We start from the raw sequence: 17,689 nt of genomic DNA on the forward strand, positions 1-17,689 counted from the left end.
GCACAGCAGGCGGATGACAGGATGGTTATCCCAATGTTTGTATTCGGGAGTGGGAAATGAAGCCTTTTCTGCGCTGGTGTTTTGTTGCGACAGCTTTAACGCTGGCAGGATGCAGCAACTCCAATTGGCGTAAGAACGAAGTTCTTGCAGTGCCGTTACAGCCCACACTGCAGCAGGAAGTGATACTGGCGCGCATGGAACAAATACTTGCCAGTCGCGCTCTCACCGATGATGAACGCGCACAGCTGTTATATGAGCGCGGAGTGTTGTATGATAGTTTAGGTCTGCGGGCATTAGCGCGGAACGATTTTTCGCAAGCGCTGTCTATAAGACCAGATATGCCCGAAGTGTTTAACTACTTAGGCATATATTTAACGCAGGCGGGCAACTTTGATGCCGCCTATGAAGCGTTCGATTCTGTACTTGAGCTTGATCCAACTTACAACTATGCGCATTTAAACCGTGGTATCGCCCTCTATTACGGCGGTCGATACAAGTTAGCGCAAGATGATCTGCTGGCGTTTTATCAAGACGATCCTAACGATCCTTTCCGCAGTCTGTGGCTCTATCTGGCTGAACGTGAGATGGATGCCGACAAGGCAAAAGTCGCGCTTCAACAGCGTCATGACAAAGCGGTCAGAGACCAATGGGGATGGAATATTGTCGAGTTCTACCTTGGAGATATCAACGAGAAAACGTTGATGGAAAGTCTCAAGGCGGACGCAACGGATAACACCTCGCTCGCTGAACATCTCAGTGAAACCAACTTCTATTTAGGTAAGTACTACCTAAGTCTGGGGGAGAAGGACGACGCGAAAGCGTTGTTCAAACTGGCGGTGGCCAACAACGTCAATAACTTTGTTGAACACCGATACGCATTGTTGGAACTGGCGCAACTCGGCCAGGCACAAGACGATTTATCAGAATCTGACCAGCAATAGCTGACGAACTAAATTTGCCCGTAACACCTGTAAAGTCATCATCTTCAGGGATGAGGGCTTTTCTGTTCGTCAAAACTTCTAATTTGAGCCGGTTCACACTTTTTGATGAAAATGACTGAAAGTTTTCACGACGAGTTATGTAGACTGGCCGCCGCAATCTAAGAGGCACGTGTACTACATGACTGATATTCAAACCACTTTTGCTGACCTTGGCCTGAACGCCGACATCCTTGAATCACTGAATGGCATGGGCTACGTAAAGCCTTCCCCAATCCAGGCTGAGTGTATTCCTCACCTGCTGGCGGGCCGTGACGTGTTAGGTATGGCGCAGACCGGGAGTGGTAAAACTGCGGCGTTCTCTCTGCCGCTGTTAAACAACATTGACCCTTCTGTAAAAGCACCTCAGATCCTGGTGCTGGCACCGACCCGCGAGCTGGCGGTTCAGGTTGCTGAAGCTGTCACCGAATTCTCTAAACACATGCGTGGCCTGAACGTGGTTGCCCTGTACGGCGGCCAGCGTTATGACGTGCAGCTGCGTGCACTGCGTCAGGGACCACAGGTTGTTGTGGGTACGCCTGGCCGTCTGCTGGATCACCTGAAACGCGGCACGTTAGACCTTTCTAACCTGCGCGGCCTGGTGCTGGACGAAGCGGACGAAATGCTGCGTATGGGCTTCATCGAAGACGTTGAAACCATCATGGCGCAGATCCCGGAAGGTCATCAGACCGCTCTGTTCTCTGCCACCATGCCAGAAGCGATTCGTCGCATCACGAAACGCTTCATGAAAGATCCACAGGAAGTGCGTATTCAGTCAAGCCTGACCACGCGTCCTGACATCAGCCAGAGCTACTGGACCGCTTACGGTCGTAAAACTGACGCACTGGTTCGCTTCCTGGAAGCGGAAGATTTTGATGCGGCGATTATCTTCGTACGTACCAAAAACGCGACCCTGGAAGTTGCAGAAGCGCTGGAGCGCAGTGGCTACAACAGCGCCGCGCTGAACGGTGACATGAATCAGGCACTGCGTGAGCAGACGCTGGAGCGCCTGAAAGATGGTCGTCTCGACATCCTGATTGCGACTGACGTTGCGGCCCGTGGCCTGGACGTTGAGCGTATCAGCCTGGTTGTTAACTACGACATCCCGATGGATGCAGAATCTTACGTTCACCGTATCGGCCGTACCGGTCGTGCCGGTCGTGCTGGCCGCGCGCTGCTGTTCGTTGAGAACCGCGAGCGTCGTCTGCTGCGCAACATCGAACGTACAATGAAGCTGACTATTCCGGAAGTTGAACTGCCTAACGCAGAACTGCTGGGTCAGCGTCGTCTGGCGAAGTTTGCCGCGAAAGTTCAGCAACAGCTGGAAAGCAGCGATCTGGATCAGTACCGTGCTCTGCTGACTAAAATGCAGCCAGAAGACGAACTGGATCTGGAAACGCTGGCCGCGGCACTGCTGAAGATGGCACAGGGCGAACGTCCTCTGATTCTGCCACCGGAAGCGCCACGTCCGCCACGTCGTGAATACCGCGATCGTGACGATCGTGATGGCCGTCGTGACAGCCGCGAAGCGCGTGGTCCACGTGACAGCCGCGATGGCGACCGTCCACGTCGCGAACGTCGTGACGTTGGCGAGATGCAGCTCTACCGCATCGAAGTGGGTCGCGATGATGGTGTTGAAGTTCGTCACATCGTTGGCGCGATCGCTAACGAAGGCGACATCAGCAGCCGTTACATCGGTAACATCAAGCTGTTCGGTAACCACTCGACTATCGAGCTGCCGAAAGGCATGCCAGGCGACGTGCTGCAGCACTTCACCCGTACACGTATTCTGAACAAGCCGATGAATATGCAGTTACTGGGTGATGCTCAGCCAAACGAAGGTCGTGGTGACCGTCGTCCGGCCGGTGGCGATCGTCGCAATGGCCCAGGCGCTGGCAACCGTGAAGGTGGTCGTCGCTTCTCTTCTGAGCGCCGTGACGGTGGTCGTGAAGGCGGTCGCAGCTTTAACCGCGAAGGCGGCCGTGGTCCACGTCGTGAAGATGGCGCAGCCGCACCACGTCGTCGTGACGCATAACGACTTCATGTCGTAACAAAAAGGGAAGCCACTGGCTTCCCTTTTTTTATGCCGATCAGGCTCCGCCGCTGATGATGACGCGCTCGCCGCTGACCCAGGCGGACTCCTCCGAGGCCAGAAACAGCGCCACCTGTGCCACATCTTCCGGCAGACCAAAACGCCCCAGCGGCGTGGCGGCCAGCAGTTGCGCTTTAAGCTGCGGGCTCATCCTCTTCGCCGCCAGCAATCCCTCTGTCAGAATCATTCCCGGTGCCAGGGCGTTAACCCGAATGTTTCTGGCACCCAGTTCGCGCGCCAGCCCCTGTGTCAGCGTATCCACCGCGCCCTTGGTCGCCGCCCAGAGCACGGAACCCGGCGTGCTGTTCTGGCTGCTCAGGGCGCTGAGGTTGATAAGGGTACCGCCGTGGGCAGGAAAGTGATGAATTGCCTGCTGACAGACTAGCAGCGTGCCAAGCAGGTTAACGTTGATCTGCTGCTGCATCTCCTCCTGGGTCAGCGCCTCAAAAGCGCCGTGATGAAAGCGGCCCGCGTTATTCACCACAATATCTGGCGCGCCGAAACAGGCGACGGTGGTTGCAAACAGCCGCTCCACGTCCTGCTGCACAGAGATATCCGCCTGCACCGCCACCGCGTCACTGCCCAGGGCAAGAATGTCGCTGACCACGTCAGCCGCACCCACCTCGTCCTGTTGATAATTGACGATTACCCGTGCGCCCGCCGTCGCAAAGGCGATGGCGATAGCAGCACCAATGCCTTTTGATGCTCCCGTTACCAGCGCGATTTTATTCTGTAGTGCCTTCATTATCCTGATCTCCGCCGTAATGATTGCGTTGACAGACTATGCGCGCCGCTGACTCATCCGGGTAGCGCAATCCTGCAAGCTTTTTGCCCGATCCTGCAAAAGTGTCGCTGTGACACAGGCATGGCGCACCGGCTCAGGTAATATCGGCTGAGATGATGAAGGGAGATGACCCGGTGACAGAGAATGATACGTGGCAGGCGCTGGCCCGGTTGATTGCGCGGCATGCGCCGGAGGATGGACGGCACGCGAGTGCCATTGACTACCTGTTCTTTGGTCGCAGCTCCGCACCAACGAAGCCCGTGCACTTTGCCCAATGGGCCAGTTTCGCGCTGGTCGCACAGGGCAGCAAGGCGCTGCACATCGGTGATGAGGTGCTGCATTATGGCCCGGGCGATCTGCTGCTGGTGACGCTGGATATGCCGGTGCGCGCCTGCGTCACGGTCGCCACGCCGGAAAAACCTAACCTGGGGATTGGCATCGCCATCAATGAATCCCGGCTGATGCGCTACCTCGACCAGTTTCCCCCGACGCTGTCACCCGCCACGGCCCGCAACGAACGCGGCATCACCGTGCATAAGATGTCGCCGTGGCTGGTGGAGGCGGTAACGCGGCTGGTGCGGCTGCTTGACCATCCTGAGGATATCCCGGCGCTCGCCCCGCTGATCGAGCAGGAGATTTTCTATCGGCTGCTGACCGGACCGGAAGGATCGCGCATTCTGAATATGGCGCTGGCTGAGCGGCCGGGTAACCGGGTGGCGCAGGCGGCCCGCTGGCTGCGGGAGAATTTTCATCAGCCGCTGAAGATTGACCAGCTCGCCAGCAGTGTCGGCATGAGCATCTCTTCGCTGCATCATCACTTCAAAGCGGTCACGGCAATGACGCCGATGCAGTATCAGAAACAGCTGCGGCTGAATGAGGCGCGACGGCTGATGATGGTGGAAAAGCTGGATGCCGGGACGGCAGGCTATCGGGTAGGGTATCAGAGTGCGTCACAGTTCAGCCGGGAGTATCGCCGCCTTTACGGGCAATCCCCGGCTAGGGACAGTCGTCAGCTGGCGGTGAGCGCGGAAACTGCGCCCCCACCGCAGAACTGACTACAGGCTTTTGGCGGCTTCCATCGCAATGGCGAAGGAGCGCAGGCGCGCTGCGGAGTCAAAAATCTGGCCGTTGACCATGATCTCATCCGCCTGAGTTTCACGCATCAGTGACGCCAGCCCGTGACGCACCTTATCTCCATCGCCGACCAGCGACATGCTGAGCGCCTGCTGAACCCCATACTGCTCTGACGGTGACCAGAGGTTATCCATGTTCTCAACCGGCGCCGGTAACGGGCCCGGTTTGCCGCGGCGCAGGTTGATAAACTGCTGCTGCTGCGAGGTAAACAGGAAGCGTGCCTCACGCTCGCTGTCAGCGGCGACCACGTTGATGCAGACCATGGCATACGGCTTGTCGAGTCGCGCCGAGGGCTGGAAGTTTTCGCGGTAGACGTGCAGCGCCTGGAACAGCTGATCCGGCGCAAAATGTGAGGCAAAGGCAAACGGCAGACCCATCCGGGCTGACAGTTGTGCACTGTAGAGGCTGGAGCCGAGCAGCCAGACCGGGATCTTCAGGCCGAGGCCCGGCACCGGTTGCACCGGCGGCTGTGCATCCGCTTCCGCATCAAACCAGTTAATCAGTTCAGCCACATCTTCAGGAAAGGTGTCGGCGTGCATGCTGGCCTGATGACGACGCAGCGCCATCATCGTACGCTGGTCAGAGCCGGGCGCACGACCCAGGCCGAGATTGATACGGCCGGGATAGAGAGAAGCCAGTGTGCCAAACTGCTCGGCAATCACCAGCGGCGCATGGTTAGGCAGCATGATGCCGCCCGATCCCAGCTGCAGCGTCTCAGTATTGGCCGCCAGATAGCCGATCAGCACCGACGTCGCAGCACTGGCAATCCCCGTCATGTTGTGATGTTCAGCCAGCCAGTAGCGTTGGTAGCCCAGTTTTTCAGCCTGGCGCGCCAGCGCCAGCGAATTGTGGAACGCATCCCGCGCGGTCGCACCCTGAGGGATCGGCGCGAGATCCAGCACGGACAGGCGAAGAGGTTTTTTATCAGACATGACTACTCCCGTTGTATGGCGCAGGCATTAAAGTCTGCATCATTTAGTATTACGCATCATTCCTTATATTAAAACTGCTAACCTCAGCAGGAATATAGCCGGTATGTGCTTTTACTCAGGATGCCAGCGTCATACCCGCCAGTTTGCGCCAGTAACCATTGCAATCGCAGCCTTTCGCGACCATTAACGGAGCCTGACCATTCTCATTGGCCCGGAAACGATCTATCTCTGCCAGCGTGGTGGTGTCCTGCGGAGAGAGCCGGACGCAGTCGACCCACTCCCGCATCCCTGCCAGATCGTTCCCCAGGTTGTAACAGTAGCCGCTCATGGTCTGAATGCCGTTGAGCACGAACACCGGCTGCCCCTCCTGCGAGCTGACGCGGCGGCCTGTCGGATAGTTGATGCAGCAGGTTTCGCAATCATCCTTCGCGCGGTTTTCCGAGCGGGCGGTAAAGCAGCGCGCCGAGAGCGCCAGCGGCAGATGACCGTAGCCCATCACCTCCACCTCAAACTGCTGCCGGATACCGCGCGTTTCGCACTGTTCCAGCAGCTGCAGCAGCCAGTCGCGTGACATCTCGACCGGCATACACCAGCGCGTCATCCCCTCCCTGACCAGCAGTTGCAGGGTGTCAGCGTTGTAGACGTTCAGCGTCGGGCCTGCCACAAAGGGCAGGTGGCGCTCAGCGGCCATGTTAACCGTGCCGATATCATTCGCTTCAATCAGGAACTCGCCGTTTTCGACATAACGCTGCAGCTCTTTCAGTTCAGAGGGGGACTGCAGCAGCGCCAGGGTGCTCAGCACCACCTGTTTGCCGCTGGCCGCGACGTCACGGGCCATCTCCATCCAGCGGCCATAAGGCGTCGCGCGGCGTTTACTGCACACCGCTTCGCCGAGGTAAATAATCTCCGCGCTACTGCGGGCAGCCTGCTGGTAAAACTCCTCCAGCGTGGGGGTTGGCCAGTACCAGAGCACCGGCCCGACGGCATATTGCATCATGACTCCTTATTGCCATTCACGGTGATAAGCACCCAGCGTGGTTTGCGTGCCTTCAGAGAGATCGCCCAGCGTCTGCATCCACCGGGGCGCCACCTCAAACTGTTCCGGCCGGGCCTGACAGCGGTCGATCGCCTGACGCCAGACGCGCGCGACGTCAGCAACATAGGCGGGACTGCGCTGGCGACCCTCGATCTTGACCGAGGCGACCCCGGCCCGCAGCAGCTCCGGCAGCAGCTCCAGCGTGTTCAGGCTGGTGGGCTCTTCCAGCACGTGATAACGCTGGCCGCTGACCTCATACCGTCCTTTGCACAGGGTCGGGTAACCCGCGCTTTCATCCGCCGCGTAGCGATCGATCAGCACTTCGTTCAGGCGGGATTCCATACCCTGCGGCGTCTGCTGCCAGCGCACAAATTTCGCCGGAGAACAGGCACCGGCGCTGTTAGGCGACTCACCGGTCAGCCACGAGGAGAGGTAGCAGCGGCCTTCCGCCATAATGCACAGGCTGCCAAACGCGAACACCTCCAGCGGCACCGGCGTGCTGCGCGCCAGCTGCTTTACCTGATGCAGAGAGAGCACCCGCGGCAGCACCACACGCTGCAGGTTAAAATGGCGATGATAAAAGCGAATCGCCTCCAGATTCGTGGCTGACGCCTGCACGGAGAGATGGCGCTCCACCTGGGGGTAGTGCGTCGCCGCATACTCCAGGGTAGCGATATCGGCGAGGATCAGCGCGTCGGCCCCGTTCTGCGCCGCCACATCAATGGCCCGCTGCCAGCGTCCCATGCCGTCCGGATGGGCGAAGGTATTGATTGCCACATGCAGTTTGCGGCGATGCTGATGCAGATAGCGAGCCGCTTCGGCCAGCTTTTTGTCGGTGAAGTTCAGGCCCGCGAAGTGGCGGGCGTTGGTGTCATCTTTCAGCCCCACATAGACCGCATCCGCGCCATTCTCGACGGCGGTGCGCACTGCGGGCAGGTTGCCTGCCGGGCAGAGCAGTTCCATAGGTGTTCCTCTCAACATGCAGATGGGCGTCGAGTCTAGGCATCTGCGCCGGGAGGCGTATTGATTTGGGGCAGTGAATTTTCCGTTCCTCCCCACCGGTGCGGCTTTTTTTTCCTCCCAGGAGCGCGATTTTTATTGATCCCGGATGAGGTGTGTCGAAACGGATATGGCAATATACGTAAAATTTTCTGAAGGGAGGGACACAAGTGTTAAAGCGGATTCATGCCCATTTTGTAAAAAAGGCTCCGGAAATCTTAGGCTTACCCGCAGCGCTTACCCCATTCCCGGTCAAGAAGCGGCTTCTGCAACAACTCTTAAACTGGCAATTTCGTCATGCTTTAGCTGAAGGTGAGTTAGACTTTCTGGAAGGTCGCCTGCTGGGTATCGGGATTGCCGATCTCAATCTGCAATGGATTACCACGCTGCAGGACGGCCGGCTGGTGGTATTGCAACAGTCCGAAGCGGATGTCTGGTTTCGGGGCAATGCCAATGATTTGTTGCTGGTGGCAGCACGTAAAGCAGATCCCGACATGCTCTTCTTTCAACGCCGTCTGGTGATTGAAGGGGACACTGAACTGGGACTTGAGGTGAAGAACGTAATGGATGCTATTGAACCCGAGGCTATGCCCACCGCGTTACGCACGGCAATTCAGCAGATGGCGGCCTTTGTCGACGCCGGGATGAAACAGGACGCGAAGGCCGGACAGGCACGCGCAGGTGCCCTATGTTGATCCGTAGCGAAATTGGCGTGGATGCCGCAGGCATCGACACGCTGCTCAGACGCTGTTTCACGTCGCCCGCCGAGGCGGAACTGACGCAGTCGCTGCGCGAAGATGGCCTGTTAACCTTAGGCGTGGTCGCCACTGATGATGAGGGACAGGTGCTGGGTTATGCTGCATTCAGTCCGGTCAGCGTTAAAGGTGAAGATCGTGGCTGGGTGGCGCTGGCACCGCTGGCGGTGGATGAGACGCTGCGCGGGCAGGGCATTGCCAGCAAACTGATTTATGAAGGACTGGATACCCTCAACGAGTTCGGTTACAGCGCGGTGGTCGTGCTGGGCGATCCGGCATTCTTCAGCCGCTTTGGCTTTGAACCGGCGGCCCGCGTCGGCCTGCACAGCCGCTGGCCGGACAGCGAGGCGACGTTCCAGGTCTATCGCCTGGCAGAGACGGCGTTTGAGGGCGCAGACGGGGAGATCGACTTCGCCGAGCCCTTTAATCGCCTGCTGTAATACCCAGCCAGCTCTCCAGGCTGACCGGCTGACCCGCCACTAACTGGAGTTTCTGCTGACGGGTCAGCTGCTTGACCTGATACTCCAGTCTGGAGGCGCTGGCACGGTCACCTGCATCACAGTGAAACACCAGCGCCAGTGGACCTTTGCCGCGCAACGCGCGGGCGCCGCGTCCGGTCTGGTGCTGATCAAACCGGCGCATCACATCCGTGGTGATGCCGGTGTACAGGCTCCCTTTCGCCGTACGGACGATGTAGAGTTGCCACTGCTGACTCATTCGCAATCATTTCCCAAAAAAAGGTGCCGGGCAGTGTAGCGCGCTTCACGCTCCGGTGCATCGCCAGGAGTTTACCTTGTCCGATCACGCCCATCTGGTTCGCTATCTCCGAAAGCAACATGTGCTTTCTCTCTGCTCTGCCGCCGACGATCAACTCTGGTGCGCTAACTGCTACTACGTCTTCGATGAAGCGCGCATGGTGTTCTGGATTATGACCGAGCCCGACACCCGTCACGGGGCGTTGATGCTGAAGAATCCGCAGGTCGCGGGCACCGTCAATGGCCAGCCCAGAAGCGTGTTGCTGATAAAAGGGGTGCAGTATCGTGGCCGGATTGTGCGGCTGGAGGAGGAAACGGAGAAGGTCGCCAGAGCCGCCTATCAGAAACGGTTTCCGGTGTCGCGCAAAGTCTCAGCACCGCTGTGGGAGATTCAGCTTGATGAGGTGAAGATGACCGACAATGCGCTGGGATTTGGTAAGAAGATCAGCTGGCTGCGGGAAAGCTGAAACGCCCTTTTCAGCGAAAAGGGCGCAACGGATTTACAGCGCTTCGAGGATACGCAGAGATTCGCGATTGAAGGCAGGTAAATCGGCCGGGGTGCGGCTGGTCACCAGCTTATCGCCGTCAACCACTACTTCCTTATCATGGAAGTCGGCACCGGCGTTGATCAGGTCGATGGCAACGGCTTTTACGGTGGTCATCTTGCGACCACGCACGCCGTTGGCGCTGATCAGCAGCTGGGGTCCGTGACAGATAGCAAAGATAGGCTTGCCGCTGGCAACAAACTCTTTGGTGAAGGCGACAAAGCGGTCATCGCCACGCAGCGAATCCGGCGAGTGACCGCCTGGCAGCAGCAGCGCATCAAACTCAGCCGGGCTGACGTCGTCAATGCTGCGATCGATGGTCACTTCGGCTTCGCCTTTTTTGCCTTTTACGACATTTCCGGCCTGGTTCTCAATGGTCACTACCTCAAACCCGGCGCGTTTGTAGACCTCAGCAGGTGACGTAAATTCTGAGTCTTCAAATTCATCGGTAATCAAAACCGCAACTTTCTTGCTCATTTTGTTTCCTCCTTAAAGCAGTGGAGCGCGAGGCGCGCTTTCCGGATCAGGATTTAAGCCTGGCCGCTATGGGCGAGAACGCAAGCCAGACCGTTAAGATCAGCTATCTTTTAAGCTGTCAGCAGTGAAATAAGGATGAATCTGAGATGAATCGCGTATTACTGACCGGAGCCACCGGCTTAGTCGGGTCGCATCTGCTGCGCTTACTGATTGAGGATCCGCGCGTCGATGAGATCATCGCGCCAACCCGTCGTCCGCTGCCTGCCATGCGTAAGGTCGTCAACCCGGTGGAGGACGATCTGACCGATGTACTCGGGCCGTTGCACTCTTCGCTGGATACGGTGTTCTGCTGTCTGGGCACCACGCGCCGGCAGGCGGGCAGCAAAGCGGCGTTTATTCACGTCGATTACACCCTGGTGGTGGACAGCGGATTGAGCGGACTGCGGCTGGGGGCAAAACAGATGCTGGTGGTGAGCGCCCACGGTGCCAGCCGTCACTCACCTTTCCTGTACAGTCGCGTGAAAGGCGAAATGGAAAACGCATTGCGCCATCAGGGCTGGCCGCACCTGACGCTGGTACGGCCTTCGTTACTGCTGGGCGAGCGGGCGCAGACGCGTCCGGGGGAACGCCTGATGGCCCCGCTCTTTTCTCTGCTGCCGGGTCACTGGCGGGCGGTGAGCGCACGTGACGTGGCCCGCTGTCTGCATCAGCAGGCGTTCACCCCGGCGGGCGAAAGCGTCACTATCATTGAGTCGGGCGACATCCCGCGTCACTCAGCGTAACTGCCAGAGGATCTGATTGCGGCTGCCGCGCCAGGGCAGCGAGGCATCCTTCTCCTCTTCGACAAAACGGCCATCAATCAGCACGTCGAGATAGATCAGCACGGCGCGCTGCGCGGCATTCAGCTCCTGCATCCGGTAACCGGTCCAGAGCCAGATATCTTTACCGGGACAGCTCTGGCGCACCCGCTTCACCAGACGGCGAATGTGCGGCACGTTGTGCGGATGCAGCGGATCGCCGCCGCTCAGCGACAATCCCTGACGCGGAATGCGCGTGTCCTGCAAATCCGCCAGCAGCTGCTCCTCCATCGCCAGCGTGAAAGGCACGCCGGAGTCGGTTCGCCAGGTACTCTGGTTGTAGCAGCCACGACACTGATGTTCACAACCGGCGACAAACAGCGTGCAGCGTGTGCCGGGGCCATTCACGATATCCACATCGTAGTAGCGATGGATATGCATCATCCCAGCGGTCCTTCTGCCAGATGTTTCACCCGGCGCTGCACTTCCTGCTGTTTTCCGGCGTTAAAGGGCCGCGCATCCGGGCTGCCGAGATAGCCGCAGACCCGCCGGGTGACGGAGACGCGCGCCGGATCGTGGTTGCCGCACTGCGGACAGGTAAAGCCGCGGCTGGTACAGGTAAACTCACCGTTGAAGCCGCAGTCGTAGCACTCATCAATCGGGGTGTTGGTGCCGTAGTAGGGCACGCGGTCGTAGCTGTAGTCCCAGACATCCTCCAGCGCCCTGAGGTTGTGCTGCACGTTCGGGTATTCGCCGTAACAGATGAATCCGCCATTCGCCAGCGGTGGATAGGGCGCTTCAAAGTCGATTTTATCGTAGGGATTCACCTTCTTCTCAACGTCGAGATGGAAGCTGTTGGTGTAGTAGCCCTTGTCCGTCACGCCCGCCACCAGACCAAACTGCGCCGCGTCCAGACGGCAGAAGCGGTCACAGAGATTCTCACTCGGCGTGCTGTAGAGGCTGAAGCCGTAATGGGTTTCGGCTTTCCAGCGATCGGTGGCAGCGCGCAGATAGGCGATGATCTCCACCCCTTTCGCGCGCAGCGCCGCGTCATCATAGGGGTGCTTCTGGCCGCCGCTGAGGGCATTCAGGGTTTCATGCAGGCCGATATAGCCCAGCGACAGGGAGGCGCGGCCATTGCGGAAAATCGGCCCCACCTCATCATCGGCGTTGAGCCGGACACCGCAGGCCCCTTCCATGTAGAGGATGGGGGCCACGCGCGCTTTGGTTTTCTCCAGCCGCGCCACCCGCGTCATCAGCGCCCGCTTCGCCAGCAGCAGACGCGCATCCAGCAGTTGCCAGAAGCGCGCTTCATCGCCGCCCGCTTCCAGCGCGATGCGCGGCAGATTGAGGCTGATCACCCCGATATTGTTGCGGCCCTCATGGATCTGTTCGCCGTTCTCTTCGTAGACGCCAAGAAAACTGCGGCAGCCCATCGGGGTTTTAAACGAGCCGGTGACTTTCACCACCTGATCGTAGTTGAGGATGTCGGGATACATCCGCTTGCTGGCACACTCCAGCGCCAGCTGTTTGATGTCATAGTTAACGTCGCCTGCACGCCGGTTAACGCCTTCGCGAATGGTGAACACCAGTTTGGGAAAGACGGCGGTTTTACGGTTTTTACCGAGTCCGGCCAGGCGGTTGCGCAGAATCGACTGCTGGATCAGGCGGGCTGCCCAGTCCGTTCCCAGACCAAAACCAAAGGTGACAAACGGAGTCTGTCCGTTGGCGGTGTGCAGGGTATTCACCTCATACTCCAGCGACTGAAAGGCGTCATAGCACTCTTTGTCGGTGCGCTGGCGCGCATACGCTTCTGCCTGCGGGATCTGCCACTGTTCCGCGATCGCCAGATGCCTGGCATAGCTCTGCTTAACAAACGGCGCCAGCACCTCATCGATGCGATTGATGGTGGTGCCGCCGTAAATGTGGCTGGCGACCTGCGCGATGATCTGGGCCGTCACGGCGGTGGCGGTGGCGATCGATTTGGGCGGCTCGATCTCGGCATTGCCCATTTTGAAACCGTTGGTCAGCATGCCTTTGAGATCGATCAGCATGCAGTTGAACATCGGGAAGAAGGGGGAGTAGTCGAGATCGTGGTAATGGATCTCGCCGCGCTCGTGCGCCAGCACCACATCGCGCGGCAGGATCTGCTGCTGCGCATAGTGCTTCGCCACGATCCCGGCCAGCAGGTCGCGCTGCGTCGGGATCACTTTGCTATCTTTGTTGGCATTCTCATTCAGCAGCGCGGCGTTGGTCTGATCGACCAGCCCGCGAATGGCGTGATGCAACTGGCTCTGCCGATCGCGGGCCACATCGCGATCGTGACGGTATTCAATATAGGCGCGAGCCAGTTGCGGCCAGGGGCCTGCCATCAGCGTCTCTTCGACTGCGCACTGAATCTCACCGATCTCCACTTCCGGACGATTGGCCAGCTGCGCCGCGACGCGCTCAGCGACCTGCGCGCACCAGGCGCTGTCATCGACCTTTACGGCCCGTGCCGCCGCCAACACCGCATGCTCAATACGCTGCGCATCGAAGCCTGTCCGGCACCCATCACGTTTGATTACCACCGTCGCCATTTTTCTCTCCATGAACCACATATTGGGGTTCCGTGAATTCTATTCCCTACATGTAGTGATTTCCGGAAATTAATGCGCACGGTTTTGACCTGAAACAAAGAAGGCTCTACATAGTGGATCGTGCTGGCGGGTATAAAAAGAGAGGGCAGGTTACCGTCTGGTGCGGGGGAGCGGCGGGGAGCGCGGATGCGCCGGACCCGCCGCCGTGACGTCAGGCCGGGCCGCTTACCGAATGGCGGCGCACCAGCGTCGGGCTGAACATATGGGTGACTTCCGGCAGCGGCTGGTCGTTGGCCAGCGCCAGCGCCAGCTGAGCCGCCTGCTGCGCCATGGTGACAATCGGATAGCGCACGGTAGTGAGGCGCGGACGCACATAGCGCGACACCAGCACATCATCGAAGCCAATCAGCGACATCTCTTCCGGCACGCGCACGCCGTTGTCGCTCAGCACCGCCAGCGCGCCTGCCGCCATGGAGTCGTTGTAGCAGGCGACGGCGGTAAAGTTCCTGCCGCGCCCTAACAGTTCTGTCATCGCCTGCTCACCGCCCACCTCATCCGGTTCGCCCCAGGTGACCAGCCGATCGCTGCAGGGCAGGCCATGCTCCTTCAGCGCATCGTAGTAGCCCTGCAGGCGATCTTCGGCATCAGAGATGGTGTGGGTCGAACAGATAAAAGCGATATTCTGGTGGCCAAGCTGGATGAGATGACGGGTCGCCAGCCAGGCGCCGTAGCGGTCGTCGAGCGCAATACAGCGCTTTTCAAAGCCTTTTATCAGCCGGTTCAGCAGCACCATACCGGGCACCTGCTTCATCAGCACTTCCAGCTCCGCATCGGGAATTTTCTTGGCGTGAACCACCAGCGCCGCACAGCGGTGGCGCATCAGCTGTTCAATTGCCTGCCGCTCTTTTTGCTCATTATGGTAACCGTTACCAATCAGCAGAAAGTTACCGGTGTCGCCTGCGACCTCATCCACGGCTTTCACCATGGCGCCAAAAAAGGGGTCGGAGACGTCGCCCACAATCAGACCCAGCGTTTCGGTCGATTGCTGCGCCAGCGCGCGTGCGTTGGCATTCGGGTGATACTGAAGCTGCTCCATCGCCTGGCCTACGGCCTGTCGGGAGCTGTCGCTGGCTTTGGGAGAATTATTGATTACACGGGAGACTGTGGCGACAGAAACGCCAGCCAGTCGCGCAACATCCTTTATGGTAGCCATGCGTTGACCTGTCCGGGGGAAAACGTTTACACATCGCATCAGTGTTACGGAAAAGGGCAGACACATCAACCCGACAGAATGCCAGCGTCGTCGCAAAAAGGGGCAAAATCGGACCCGCAGGCACATCTTCTGCTGAGAGGCCGCCCCATGTTATGCTCCCTGTCCCCCCTGGCTACCGTGAAAAACAACGATGAAAACCAAAGTGCCACACCTGGCGCACTGGGGCGCCTTTACCGCCGTCACTGAAAACGATCGCCTGACGGGCTGCGAACCTTTCTTCGCCGATGCCGATCCGTCACCGATGATCCACACCATTCCAGAACTGGTCTATTCCGACAAACGCATCCGTCAGCCGATGGTGCGGCGCTCGTGGCTGAAGTCACGCGAAAACAGCGACCGCACGCTGCGTGGCCGCGAAGACTTTGTTGCCGTTGACTGGGAGACCGCGCTGGACCTGGTGGCGGAAGAGAATCGCCGCGTCCGTGAGCGCTACGGAGCCTCAGGCATTTTCAACGGTTCCTACGGCTGGTCATCGGCCGGTCGCGTTAACCACGCCCGCACCCTGGTGCGCCGCTTCTATTTTCAGGGCGGCGGCGGCGTCGATCAGCAGGGCAACTACAGCTGGGGAGCCGCGCAGTTCTTCCTGCCCTATGTGATTGGCACCTACATGCCACTGACCGGCCGCGTGACCGAATGGCCGCAGGTGGTCGAACATGCTGAGATTTTTGTCGCGTTCGGGGGACTGGCGCTGAAAAACGCTCAGGTCGCCTCCGGCGGAGCGGGGCAGCACAGCCTGAAACCGGCGCTGCAGCAGCTGGCGGCCAGAGGCACGCCGGTGATTAACATCAGTCCGATGCGCGATGACTGCCCGGAATTTGTAAACGCCGAGTGGATTCCGATTCGCCCTAATACCGACGTGGCACTGATGCTGGCGCTGGGGTATGAGATCAACCAGCGTGGCGCAGTGGATGAGGCGTTTCTCGCCAGTCACTGCACCGGCTGGCCGCAGCTGCGTGCCTATCTGCTGGGCGAGACGGATGGCGTGGCGAAAACCGCCGGCTGGGCCAGCCGCATTACCGGCATTCCGGCCGATCGTATTGTGCAGCTGGCGCAGCAGCTGATCGGCAAGCGCAGCTTTATGACCTGCTCCTATTCGGTTCAGCGCGCCCATCGCGGCGAGCAGCCTTACTGGATGATGATTGCGCTGTCGTCGATGCTCGGTCAGCCGGGTCTGCCGGGGGCCGGTTTCTCATTTGGTCACGGCTCGATGAACAGCGTCGGTAACCCGCGTCAGGAGGGGCCTGCCCCGATGATGAGCACCGGTCCTAACCCCGCCGGGCTGTCGATTCCGGTGGCCCGGATCAGCGATATGCTGCTCAATCCCGGTCAGCCTTACCGTTTTCAGGGCGAGACGCTGCACTATCCCGACATTCACATGGTGCACTGGGCGGGCGGCAATCCTTTCCATCATCATCAGCAGCTGAACCGGCTGGTGGCGGGCTGGCAGCGACCCGATACGGTGGTGGTGCAGGATATCGTCTGGACACCTGCCGCCCGGATGGCGGACATCGTCCTGCCCGCGACCACCACGCTGGAGCGCAACGACATCGGCGGCTCGTCACGCGACCGCTTTGTGCTGGCAATGCATCAGGCGATTAAACCGCAGCATCAGGCGCGCAACGACTTCGATATCTTTGCTGACCTGGCGGAGCGCCTGGGCTACCGCGACACCTTCACCGAAGGGCGCAACGAGATGCAGTGGATTGCGCATCTCTATCAGCAGTGCGCCACGGCACATCAGCGTAAAGGGATCGATTTTCCGGAATTTGATGAGTTCTGGCAGCGCGGATTTGTGGAAATTCCCGAAGGCGGCAAGCCTTATCAGTTTATGGAGGATTTCCGGGCCGATCCGCAGGCGAATCCGATTAAAACGGCCAGCGGCAAAATTGAGCTGTTCAGCCAGACCATTGCGGATTATGAGCTGGACGATTTCGCCGGGCATCCGGAGTGGCGTGAGCCGCAGGAGTGGCTGGGATCGCCGGTCAGCCGCGACTATCCGCTGCACATGATCTCCATTCAGCCTGCCGACCGGCTGCACAGTCAGCTGGATGCCACCGATACGGTGCAGGGGAATAAAACCGCCGGCCACGAAACGCTTTACATGCATCCGCAGGATGCGGCGGCACGCGGGCTGGCAGAGGGCGATGAGATCGAGGTGAGCAACGCTCGCGGGGTGATGCTGGCGGGTGTGCGGATCACCGACGGGGTCACGCCGGGCGTGGTGATCATCGCCACCGGCGCCTGGTTTGATCCTGGCTTTGGCCAGGCGTGGCAACCTTACGATCGCGCAGGGAACCCTAACGTCCTTACGCTCGACATCGGTACCTCGTCGCTGACCCAGGGGCCAAACGCCATGAGTTGCCTGGTGGAAATCAAAAAACATTAGGATTGCAGAATAGCGTAAAGATCTCATGGCTGGTTACATTTTGCCGGTAACTGTTGCGTTTGAGTGATGGCAGCCGATCAATCGCCCTTGCTACAGTCAGGGTCCCAGAGGTATTGATGGGTGAACATCAATAGATTTTCTTGATTACACCAACCTGCGCAGATGCGC

18 protein-coding genes are annotated in these 17,689 nt (G+C 59.1%); 9 read left to right on the plus strand and 9 right to left on the minus strand.

Annotated elements, in window-relative coordinates:
* Window positions 1-56 precede the first annotated feature (56 nt).
* The 3 genes from nlpI to AC1V0D_RS11815 all read left to right on the plus strand — a co-directional run bounded on the left by nlpI (window position 57) and on the right by AC1V0D_RS11815 (window position 3,012).
* On the plus strand, window positions 57-941 hold the full coding sequence (gene nlpI, locus AC1V0D_RS11805; RefSeq protein ID WP_009092404.1) for a lipoprotein NlpI: 885 nt from the start codon (window positions 57-59) through the stop codon (window positions 939-941).
* A 105-nt stretch (window positions 942-1,046) separates the two neighbouring features.
* Window positions 1,047-1,103, plus strand: a complete 57-nt coding sequence (gene yrbN / locus AC1V0D_RS11810; protein ID WP_098053093.1) for a protein YrbN — start codon at window positions 1,047-1,049, stop codon at window positions 1,101-1,103.
* Between the two features lie 16 nt (window positions 1,104-1,119).
* The gene (locus AC1V0D_RS11815; protein ID WP_009092402.1) at window positions 1,120-3,012 is read left to right on the plus strand and encodes a DEAD/DEAH family ATP-dependent RNA helicase; all 1,893 of its coding nucleotides are present in this window, start codon (window positions 1,120-1,122) and stop codon (window positions 3,010-3,012) included.
* A 55-nt stretch (window positions 3,013-3,067) separates the two neighbouring features.
* Here the strand turns inward: AC1V0D_RS11815 and AC1V0D_RS11820 are convergent, their stop codons facing one another.
* Entirely contained in the window at window positions 3,068-3,814 is a 747-nt protein-coding gene (locus tag AC1V0D_RS11820) for an SDR family NAD(P)-dependent oxidoreductase (protein WP_111207625.1), read from the minus strand.
* Between the two features lie 173 nt (window positions 3,815-3,987).
* Here AC1V0D_RS11820 and AC1V0D_RS11825 point away from each other — a divergent pair, with 173 nt between their 5' ends.
* Entirely contained in the window at window positions 3,988-4,908 is a 921-nt protein-coding gene (locus AC1V0D_RS11825; RefSeq protein WP_185155355.1) for an AraC family transcriptional regulator, read from the plus strand.
* Here the strand turns inward: AC1V0D_RS11825 and AC1V0D_RS11830 are convergent, their stop codons facing one another.
* From AC1V0D_RS11830 to ubiU, 3 genes are all read right to left on the minus strand, one after another.
* Entirely contained in the window at window positions 4,909-5,919 is a 1,011-nt protein-coding gene (locus AC1V0D_RS11830) for a luciferase-like monooxygenase (RefSeq protein ID WP_482907453.1), read from the minus strand.
* A 115-nt stretch (window positions 5,920-6,034) separates the two neighbouring features.
* Window positions 6,035-6,913 (minus strand): U32 family peptidase, encoded by an 879-nt coding sequence (locus tag AC1V0D_RS11835; RefSeq protein WP_154928689.1) that lies wholly within the window; start codon window positions 6,911-6,913, stop codon window positions 6,035-6,037.
* A gap of 9 nt (window positions 6,914-6,922) precedes the next feature.
* Window positions 6,923-7,918 (minus strand): ubiquinone anaerobic biosynthesis protein UbiU, encoded by a 996-nt coding sequence (gene ubiU / locus AC1V0D_RS11840; protein ID WP_046101094.1) that lies wholly within the window; start codon window positions 7,916-7,918, stop codon window positions 6,923-6,925.
* Window positions 7,919-8,124: 206 nt separating this feature from the next.
* Here ubiU and ubiT point away from each other — a divergent pair, with 206 nt between their 5' ends.
* On the plus strand, window positions 8,125-8,649 hold the full coding sequence (gene ubiT / locus AC1V0D_RS11845; protein WP_009092395.1) for a ubiquinone anaerobic biosynthesis accessory factor UbiT: 525 nt from the start codon (window positions 8,125-8,127) through the stop codon (window positions 8,647-8,649).
* A complete protein-coding gene (locus tag AC1V0D_RS11850) occupies window positions 8,643-9,149 on the plus strand; it encodes a GNAT family N-acetyltransferase (RefSeq protein WP_009092394.1) in 507 nt (168 codons plus the stop codon). The genes ubiT and AC1V0D_RS11850 overlap by 7 nt, the downstream gene beginning before the upstream one ends.
* Here the strand turns inward: AC1V0D_RS11850 and AC1V0D_RS11855 are convergent.
* A complete protein-coding gene (locus tag AC1V0D_RS11855; protein ID WP_009092393.1) occupies window positions 9,133-9,426 on the minus strand; it encodes a GIY-YIG nuclease family protein in 294 nt (97 codons plus the stop codon). The two genes, AC1V0D_RS11850 and AC1V0D_RS11855, sit on opposite strands and share 17 nt — an antisense overlap.
* Window positions 9,427-9,502: 76 nt before the next feature.
* On the opposite strand from AC1V0D_RS11855, the gene AC1V0D_RS11860 reads away from it, so the two are divergent.
* Window positions 9,503-9,931, plus strand: a complete 429-nt coding sequence (locus AC1V0D_RS11860; RefSeq protein WP_046101095.1) for a YhbP family protein — start codon at window positions 9,503-9,505, stop codon at window positions 9,929-9,931.
* A 33-nt stretch (window positions 9,932-9,964) separates the two neighbouring features.
* Here AC1V0D_RS11860 and AC1V0D_RS11865 read toward each other — a convergent pair whose 3' ends face one another.
* Window positions 9,965-10,486: a type 1 glutamine amidotransferase domain-containing protein gene (locus tag AC1V0D_RS11865; protein WP_009092391.1), complete on the minus strand. Its 522-nt coding sequence runs from the start codon at window positions 10,484-10,486 to the stop codon at window positions 9,965-9,967.
* A gap of 146 nt (window positions 10,487-10,632) precedes the next feature.
* Between AC1V0D_RS11865 and AC1V0D_RS11870 the strand changes: the two genes are divergently transcribed.
* Window positions 10,633-11,268, plus strand: coding sequence for an NAD-dependent epimerase/dehydratase family protein (locus AC1V0D_RS11870; protein ID WP_482907454.1), 636 nt, complete (start codon window positions 10,633-10,635; stop codon window positions 11,266-11,268).
* Here the strand turns inward: AC1V0D_RS11870 and nrdG are convergent.
* From nrdG to galR, 3 genes are all read right to left on the minus strand, one after another.
* The gene (gene nrdG, locus AC1V0D_RS11875) at window positions 11,260-11,727 is read right to left on the minus strand and encodes an anaerobic ribonucleoside-triphosphate reductase-activating protein (RefSeq protein ID WP_046101097.1); all 468 of its coding nucleotides are present in this window, start codon (window positions 11,725-11,727) and stop codon (window positions 11,260-11,262) included. The two genes, AC1V0D_RS11870 and nrdG, sit on opposite strands and share 9 nt — an antisense overlap.
* Window positions 11,724-13,862 (minus strand): anaerobic ribonucleoside-triphosphate reductase, encoded by a 2,139-nt coding sequence (nrdD, locus tag AC1V0D_RS11880; protein WP_150028710.1) that lies wholly within the window; start codon window positions 13,860-13,862, stop codon window positions 11,724-11,726. The genes nrdG and nrdD overlap by 4 nt, the downstream gene beginning before the upstream one ends.
* A gap of 211 nt (window positions 13,863-14,073) precedes the next feature.
* Entirely contained in the window at window positions 14,074-15,075 is a 1,002-nt protein-coding gene (gene galR, locus AC1V0D_RS11885) for an HTH-type transcriptional regulator GalR (RefSeq protein ID WP_009092386.1), read from the minus strand.
* Window positions 15,076-15,265: 190 nt separating this feature from the next.
* Here galR and AC1V0D_RS11890 point away from each other — a divergent pair, with 190 nt between their 5' ends.
* Window positions 15,266-17,521, plus strand: a complete 2,256-nt coding sequence (locus tag AC1V0D_RS11890) for a molybdopterin guanine dinucleotide-containing S/N-oxide reductase (protein WP_482907455.1) — start codon at window positions 15,266-15,268, stop codon at window positions 17,519-17,521.
* Window positions 17,522-17,689 lie beyond the last annotated feature (168 nt).

Source organism: Pantoea sp. PA1 (assembly GCF_056856975.1).